This is a genomic window from Pseudomonas edaphica, from assembly GCF_005863185.1.
Taxonomy (GTDB): Bacteria; Pseudomonadota; Gammaproteobacteria; order Pseudomonadales; family Pseudomonadaceae; genus Aquipseudomonas; species Aquipseudomonas edaphica.
The window spans coordinates 1-8,276 of sequence record NZ_VBVZ01000260.1; the positions used below are offsets into that span (position 1 = coordinate 1).

General features: G+C 62.5%; 7 protein-coding genes. All 7 read left to right on the plus strand.

The features are described from left to right. Window positions 1–1,388, plus strand: a 1,388-nt coding sequence (locus FEM54_RS17725) for a methyl-accepting chemotaxis protein (protein WP_138452179.1), incomplete at its 5' end; no start/stop codon positions are given. Beyond that, the gene (locus FEM54_RS17730; RefSeq protein ID WP_017137094.1) at window positions 1,388–1,900 is read left to right on the plus strand and encodes a chemotaxis protein CheW; all 513 of its coding nucleotides are present in this window, start codon (window positions 1,388–1,390) and stop codon (window positions 1,898–1,900) included. The genes FEM54_RS17725 and FEM54_RS17730, both read left to right, overlap by 1 nt. After that, on the plus strand, window positions 1,897–3,150 hold the full coding sequence (locus tag FEM54_RS17735) for a CheR family methyltransferase (protein ID WP_017137095.1): 1,254 nt from the start codon (window positions 1,897–1,899) through the stop codon (window positions 3,148–3,150). Before FEM54_RS17730 ends, FEM54_RS17735 begins: the two co-directional genes overlap by 4 nt. Further along, window positions 3,147–3,848 (plus strand): chemotaxis protein CheW, encoded by a 702-nt coding sequence (locus FEM54_RS17740; protein ID WP_017137096.1) that lies wholly within the window; start codon window positions 3,147–3,149, stop codon window positions 3,846–3,848. Before FEM54_RS17735 ends, FEM54_RS17740 begins: the two co-directional genes overlap by 4 nt. Next, window positions 3,845–6,121 carry a hybrid sensor histidine kinase/response regulator gene (locus tag FEM54_RS17745; RefSeq protein ID WP_138452181.1) on the plus strand — a complete coding sequence of 759 codons (2,277 nt, stop codon included), beginning with the start codon at window positions 3,845–3,847 and terminating at the stop codon, window positions 6,119–6,121. Before FEM54_RS17740 ends, FEM54_RS17745 begins: the two co-directional genes overlap by 4 nt. Further along, window positions 6,118–7,128 carry a chemotaxis response regulator protein-glutamate methylesterase gene (cheB, locus tag FEM54_RS17750; protein ID WP_017137098.1) on the plus strand — a complete coding sequence of 337 codons (1,011 nt, stop codon included), beginning with the start codon at window positions 6,118–6,120 and terminating at the stop codon, window positions 7,126–7,128. Before FEM54_RS17745 ends, cheB begins: the two co-directional genes overlap by 4 nt. Window positions 7,129–7,180: 52 nt before the next feature. Continuing rightward, complete coding sequence (locus FEM54_RS17755; protein ID WP_017137099.1) at window positions 7,181–8,182, plus strand: response regulator; 1,002 nt, start codon at window positions 7,181–7,183, stop codon at window positions 8,180–8,182. Window positions 8,183–8,276: the final 94 nt, after the last annotated feature.

The following is an 8,276-nucleotide window of genomic DNA, read 5'->3' on the forward strand; positions in this document are numbered from 1 at the left end:
TCTCGGAAGCCGACAAACAGGACTACAAGTCGTTTGAGGCACGTTTGGAACAGCACATGGCCAGTTACGCGAGCACGATCAATATTGATCAGGATCGCACTGAGTTCGACGCCTTCGAAAAGCTCCACCAGAACTACAACAAGATTCTTGCCCTGGTACTGGACGCCCATCAGGCTAACAACGGCGTTGAGGCGCAAAAGCTGTTCGACGAGCAACTCACGCCCGCCTGGACCGCAGGCCGCATGAAGCTCAATGACATTATCAATGAAAACAAACAGGTCGCCGATAACGCCACCGCCGCCATCGATGAAGCGGTGGCCGCCGCCAAAGTCAGCATGTTCGTATCGTTGGTCGTGGCCATTCTCGCAGCGGGCCTGTGCGGCCTGCTGCTGATGCGCGCGATCATGGCGCCGATGAATCGCATCGTCGAAATCCTCGAAACCATGCGCACGGGCGACCTGAGCAAGCGCTTGAACCTTGAGCGCAAGGACGAATTCGGCGCTGTCGAAACCGGCTTCAACGACATGATGACCGAGCTGACCGCCCTGGTTTCCCAGGCCCAGCGTTCGTCGGTGCAGGTGACTACCTCGGTGACCGAGATTGCCGCCACCTCCAAGCAACAACAGGCCACGGCCACCGAAACGGCGGCCACTACCACCGAGATCGGCGCGACATCACGGGAAATTGCCGCCACGTCCAAGGACTTGGTGCGCACCATGACCGAAGTGTCCACCGCCGCCGACCAGGCGTCGGTCGCTGCCGGCTCCGGCCAGCAAGGCCTGGCGCGTATGGAAGAAACCATGCACTCGGTGATGGGCGCCGCTGACCTTGTGAACGCCAAGCTGGCGATCCTCAATGAGAAGGCCGGCAACATCAACCAAGTGGTGGTGACCATCGTCAAGGTGGCCGACCAGACCAACCTGCTGTCGCTCAACGCCGCCATTGAAGCCGAGAAGGCTGGCGAGTACGGACGCGGGTTTGCCGTGGTGGCCACCGAAGTGCGCCGTCTGGCCGACCAGACCGCCGTGGCCACCTACGACATCGAGCAGATGGTGCGCGAGATCCAGTCGGCAGTGTCAGCGGGCGTGATGGGCATGGACAAGTTCTCCGAAGAAGTGCGTCGCGGCATGTTCGAAGTGCAGCAAGTGGGCGAACAGCTGTCGCAGATCATCCATCAGGTACAGGCCTTGGCGCCGCGGGTATTGATGGTCAACGAAGGCATGCAGGCCCAGGCCACCGGCGCCGAACAGATCAACCATGCGCTGGTGCAACTGGGCGATGCCAGCAGCCAGACCGTGGAATCCCTGCGCCAGGCCAGTTTTGCCATTGATGAACTGAGCCAGGTTGCGGTCGGTCTGCGCAGCGGCGTGTCGCGTTTCAAAGTCTGATGAGCGACCTTGCGGCTAAACGCGGCGTCGTCCCGGCAGCGAAAAAGGCGTTGTTTCTGGTGTTCCACATCGGCGGCGAACGATATGCCCTCAAGGCCACGGAGGTGGCCGAGGTGCTGCCGCGCCTGCCACTCAAACCCATCGCCCATGCACCGCTGTGGGTGGCGGGGATCTTTGCCCATCGTGGCGCGCTGGTGCCGGTTGTCGACCTGTGTGCGTTGACCTTCGGCAAACCGGCCCAGGCCCGCACCAGCACACGGCTGGTGCTGGTCAATTACCAGCCACAACCTTGGATCGAGCCACGCTGGCTGGGGTTGGTCCTGGAGCAGGCCACCGACACCCTGCGTTGCGACCCGGCCGAGTTTCAGCCTTATGGCCTGGATAATCGCGAGGCGCCGTACCTGGGGCCGGTGCGTGAAGATGCGTTGGGTTTGATGCAGTGGATCGGCGTGGCCGACTTGCTCACCGACGACGTGCGCGCCTTGCTGTTTGCCAGCGAGCTAAGCTTATGAGCAACGACCCACGCTTTTTTGCCTTCTTGAAGGACCGCATTGGTTTGGACGTCGCCTCGGTGGGCGAAGCGATCATTGAGCGTGCGGTGCGCCAGCGCAGCCAGGCCGTGCAGGCGCAGACCGTGCAGGATTACTGGCAGCATTTACAGAGTTCGCAGGATGAGCAGCAGGCGCTGATCGAGGCGGTGATTGTCCCCGAGACCTGGTTTTTCCGCTATCCCGAGTCCTTTGCCACCTTGGCGCGTTTGGCCAGGGAGCGCCTGGCGGCGATCAAGCAGATGCGCGCCCTGCGCATTCTCAGCCTGCCGTGTTCCACGGGCGAGGAGCCTTATTCGATTGCCATGGCCTTGCTCGATGCCGGGCTGGCGCCGCACCAGTTCAAAGTGCTGGGGCTGGACGTCAGCCCATTGTCGGTGGAGCGCGCCAAGCGTGGGGTGTATGGCAAGAACTCCTTTCGCGGCGGCGATATCGAGTTTCGCGAGCGTCACTTCAGCGAACAGCCCGATGGTTACCACATTGCCGAGCGGGTGCGCGAACAAGTGCGTCTGCAAGTTGGCAATTTGCTCGACCCGGCGTTGCTGGCCAATGAGCCCACCTACGATTTTGTGTTCTGCCGCAACCTGCTGATCTACTTCGACCAGCCCACCCAGAAGCAAGTGTTCGATGTGCTCAAGAGCCTGACCCATGAGGACGGCGTGCTGTTTATCGGCCCCGCCGAGGGCAGCCTGCTGGGGCGCCATGGCATGCGCTCGATTGGCGTGCCGCAATCCTTTGCATTCAGTCGGCATACCGAGCCGGTCAAGCCTGAACCGGTATTTGTGCCCCTGCCCATCCCCCAGCGCAGCGCGGCACCGATTCCTGCCAAGCCGCGCCCGTTCAGCACCGCGAGTGCCCAAGTGGTGCCGATCAAGGCGCCGCACAGCGATGCGGGCGATTTGCTCAGCCGCATCGCTACGTTGGCTAACGAAGGCAAAAGTGCTGAGGCCCGTGCCGCGTGTGAACAGTATTTGAGTAACCACCCGCCGGCAGCCCAGGTGTTTTACTGGCTGGGGCTGCTCAGCGACGTGGCCGGCAGCGCCCTGGAAGCCCAGGGTTATTACCGCAAAGCCTTGTACCTGGAACCGCAGCACCCGCAGGCCTTGATGCACTTGGCCGCATTGCTCGAGTCCCAGGGTGACAGTGCGGGCGCGCGTCGCTTGCAGGCGCGCGCCGCGCGTAGCGAGCGTGCAGACAGTGAGTCCAAACGATGAATAACCTTGATGCGCTCGACACCGCAGGTCTGGACCTGACCCTGGCCGACACCCAAGCCATCGACGACTGCTGGAACCGCATCGGCATCCATGGCGACAAGTCCTGCCCGTTGCTCGCCGAACATATCCACTGCCGCAACTGCTCGGTGTATTCCGCCGCCGCCACGCGCCTGCTTGACCGTTATGCGTTGCAGCAGGACGACCGACAGGCGTATGCAGCCGCGGAAGTTGACGAAGACATCGTCACCCGTTCGATCCTGATGTTTCGTCTGGGTGAAGAGTGGCTGGGCATTGCCACGCGATGCCTGGTGGAGGTGGCGCCACTGCAGCCGATTCACTCGTTGCCGCACCAACGTTCCCGCGCATTACTGGGCGTTGCGAATGTGCGCGGTGCGCTGGTGGCGTGCCTGTCACTCGTGGAACTGCTGGGGCTGGACCCGGCCAGCACAGGCGCTACCGGCGCGCGAGTGATGCCGCGCATGTTGATTATTGCTGCCCAGGACGGCCCGGTGGTGGTACCGGTGGATGAAGTCGACGGCATCCATGCCATCGATGAGCGCACCTTGAAGGCTGCGTCGGCTTCCGGCACCCAGGCCAGCGCGCGCTTTACCCAAGGCGTGTTGCAGTGGAAAGGCCGCAGCCTGCGTTGGCTGGACGAGGCGCAATTGTTGTCTGCCGTGACCCGGAGCCTCACATGACCCCCGACCAGATGCGCGATGCCTCGCTGCTGGAGCTGTTCAGCCTGGAAGCCGATGCGCAAACCCAGGTGTTGAGCGCGGGCCTGCTGGCCCTGGAACGCAACCCCACCCAGGCTGACCAGCTTGAGGCATGCATGCGCGCCGCGCACTCGCTCAAGGGCGCGGCGCGGATTGTCGGCGTGGACGCCGGGGTCAGCGTGGCCCATGTGATGGAGGACTGCCTGGTCAGCGCCCAGGAAAACCGCCTGTACCTGCAACCTGAGCATATCGACGCCTTGCTGCAGGGCACCGACCTGCTGATGCGCATCGCCACGCCGGGCAATAATGTCGGGCCAGCGGACATTGAAGGCTATGTAGCGCTGATGGAACGCCTGCTGGATCCGTCGCAGCCGATTGTCAACGCCACACCAGCCCCCGCCGCTCCCGAACCTGCGCCGGTGATTGAAGCGTTGCCGCCGGAGCCTGAGCCTGTGCCGCCGGTCAGCACTGACCTGCCGCGCCCGAACAAACGCCTGACCGAAGGCGGGGAGCGCGTGCTGCGCGTCACCGCCGAGCGCTTGAACAGCCTGCTCGACCTGTCGAGTAAATCTTTGGTGGAGACCCAGCGGCTCAAGCCTTACCTGGTGAGCCTGCAGCGCCTCAAGCGCATTCAAAGCAACAGCGCGCGCGCCTTGGACACGCTCGATGGCCAACTCAAGGCCATTAACCTGAGCCTGGAAGCCCAGGAAGCCCTGGCCGACACGCGCCGCCTGTTGAGTGAAGCCCAGGCGTTGCTGGCGGATAAGACCGCCGAACTGGATGAGTTCGGCTGGCAGGCCGGCCAGCGTGCCCAGGTGCTTTATGACACCGCGCTGGCCTGCCGCATGCGACCGTTTGCCGATGTGCTCGCCGGCCAGGTGCGCATGGTGCGTGACCTTGGCCGCAGCCTCGGCAAGCAGGTGCGCCTGGAGATCGAGGGTGAAAAGACCCAGGTCGACCGCGACGTACTGGAAAAACTCGAAGCGCCGCTCACGCATTTATTGCGCAATGCCGTCGACCACGGCATCGAAATGCCCGAGCAGCGGGTGTTGGCGGGCAAACCCGCCGAAGGCTTGATCCGCCTGCGCGCCTCCCATCAAGCCGGTTTGCTGGTGCTGGAGTTAAGCGACGACGGCAATGGCGTCGACCTGGAGCGTCTACGTGGCACCATCGTCGACCGGCACCTGTCACCACTGGAAACCGCGCTGCGCTTGAGTGAAGAAGAGCTGCTGACTTTCCTGTTCCTGCCGGGTTTCAGCCTGCGCGACAAGGTCACCGAAGTGTCCGGGCGCGGCGTCGGCCTGGATGCGGTGCAGCACATGGTCCGCCAACTGCGTGGCGCCGTGGTGCTGGAGCAGACGGCGGGGCAGGGCAGCCGCTTCCACCTGGAAGTGCCGTTGACCCTGTCGGTGGTGCGCAGCCTGGTGGTGGAGGTCGGCGAGGAAGCCTATGCCTTCCCGCTGGCGCACATCGAACGCATGTGCGACCTGGCGCCGAATGACATTGTGCAACTGGAAGGGCGCCAGCATTTCTGGCACGAAGGCCGGCATGTCGGTCTGGTGGCCGCCAGCCAATTGCTGCAGCGCCCGCCGGGGCAGAGCAATGACGAAACCTTGAAGGTGGTGGTCATCCGCGAGCGCGATGCGGTGTATGGCATTGCGGTGGAGCGTTTTATCGGTGAGCGCACCCTGGTGGTATTGCCGCTGGATGACCGCCTGGGCAAGGTCCAGGATATTTCCGCCGGTGCTTTGCTGGATGACGGCTCGGTGGTGTTGATCGTCGACGTCGAAGACATGCTGCGTTCGGTGGATAAATTGCTTAACACCGGGCGCCTGGAACGCATCGCACGGCGCAGCCAGCAGGCGACCGAAGCACCGCGCAAACGCGTGCTGGTGGTGGACGATTCGCTCACCGTGCGTGAGCTGCAACGCAAATTGTTGCTTAATCGTGGTTATGAAGTGGCGGTCGCGGTCGATGGCATGGATGGCTGGAACGCGCTGCGCTCCGAAGACTTCGACCTGCTGATCACTGACATTGATATGCCTCGTATGGACGGGATCGAATTGGTCACACTCTTGCGCCGTGATAGTCGCCTGCAATCGTTGCCGGTGATGGTGGTGTCGTACAAGGATCGCGAAGAAGACCGGCGCCGTGGACTGGACGCCGGCGCCGACTATTATCTAGCTAAGGCCAGTTTCCATGACGATGCGTTGCTGGATGCCGTGATGGAGCTGATTGGAGGCGCCCGGGCATGAGGATTGCGATCGTCAATGACATGCCCCTGGCGGTAGAGGCCTTGCGCCGCGCGTTGAGTTTAGAGCCGGCCCACGAGGTTGTGTGGGTGGCCAGCAATGGCCTGGAAGCTGTGCAGCGCTGCGCCGAATTGACCCCGGACCTGATCCTGATGGACTTGATCATGCCGGTGATGGACGGCGTGGAGGCCACGCGGCAGATCATGGCCGAGACCCCGTGCGCTATTCTGCTGGTGACCGTCGACCGCCAAGCGAATATGAGTCGCGTGTTCGAAGCCATGGGCCATGGCGCCCTGGATGTGGTGGACACTCCGGCGCTGGGCGTGGGCAACCCCAAGGATGCGGCGGCGCCGTTGCTGCGCAAAATCCTCAATATTGGCTGGCTGATCGGCCAGCGTGGCAGTCGTGTACGCGCCGAAACCGCGCCGGCGCGCACCACTGGCAAACGTCAGAGGCTGGTGGCGATTGGTTCCTCTGCGGGCGGCCCGGCCGCGCTGGAAATCCTGCTCAAGGGTTTGCCCCGCGACTTTCCCGCCGCCATTGTGCTGGTGCAGCATGTGGACCAGGTGTTTGCCGCCGGCATGGCCGAATGGCTGAGCAGCGCCTCCGGCCTGCCGGTGCGCCTGGCACGCGAGGGCGAACCGCCTCAAAACGGCGTGGTGCTGCTGGCTGGCACCAACCACCACATTCGCCTGTTGAAAAATGGCACGCTAGCCTATACCGCGGAGCCTGTGAACGAGATTTACCGGCCTTCCATCGACGTGTTCTTCGAAAGCGTCGCCAGCCACTGGAATGGTGATGCCGTCGGCGTACTGCTGACCGGCATGGGGCGCGACGGGGCTCAGGGCCTCAAGATACTGCGTGAACAAGGATATTTGACCATCGCCCAGGATCAGCAGAGCTGTGCGGTGTATGGCATGCCAAAAGCGGCGGCGGCGATTGATGCTGCTGTTGAAATCCGCCCACTGGACAGAATTGCGCCCCGATTGCTGGAGGTATTTGCAAAATGATCAAGACCTCTCGCAGTGCCGGCTTGCAGGAAAGTAATTCAGGTGACTGCACATGAATGATTTACAGATCGACGACATCAAGACCGACGAAAACGCTGCCATGGTGTTGCTGGTCGACGACCAGGCCATGATCGGCGAAGCTGTGCGGCGCGGCCTGGCTCACGAAGAAAACATCGACTTTCACTTTTGCGCCGACCCGCATCAGGCGATTGCCCAGGCGATCCGCATCAAACCGACGGTGATCCTGCAAGACCTGGTGATGCCCGGTCTTGATGGCCTGACACTGGTGCGCGAATACCGCAACCACCCGGCCACGGCGAATATCCCGATCATCGTGCTTTCGACCAAGGAAGACCCGCTGATCAAGAGCGCGGCGTTTTCGGCCGGGGCCAATGATTACTTGGTCAAGCTGCCGGATAACATCGAGCTGGTGGCGCGCATTCGCTATCACTCGCGCTCGTATATGACGCTGTTGCAGCGCGATGCGGCTTATCGCGCGCTGCGTGTGAGCCAGCAGCAATTGCTGGACACCAACCTGGTGCTGCAACGGCTGATGAACTCCGATGGCCTCACCGGGCTGTCCAACCGCCGCCACTTTGACGAATACCTGGAGCTGGAATGGCGCCGTGCCATGCGTGACCAGACCCAGCTGTCGTTGTTGATGATCGATGTGGACTTCTTCAAGACCTACAACGACAGCTTTGGCCACGTGGAAGGTGATGAAGCCCTGCGCAAAGTCGCCGCGAGCATCCGTGAAGCCAGCAGCCGACCTTCGGACTTGCCGGCGCGGTACGGCGGTGAAGAGTTTGCGTTGGTGCTGCCCAATACCTCGCCGGGCGGTGCGCGCCTGGTGGCCGAGAAGCTGCGCATGGCGGTTGCGGGGCTGAAGATCCCGCACATTGCCCCGGCAGAAGGGGCGAGCCTGACCATCAGTATTGGCCTGTCGACCATGACGCCGTTGCAGGGTACGGATTGTCGGCAGTTGATCATGGCGGCGGACAAGGGGTTGTACACGGCCAAGCATAACGGGCGCAATCAGGTCGGTATCGAGTAAGCAGAACACCGCCGAACCCTTGTGGGAGCTGGCTTGCCTGCGATAGCGGCCTGTCAGTTACCACATCTGTACCTGATACACCGCTATCGCAGGC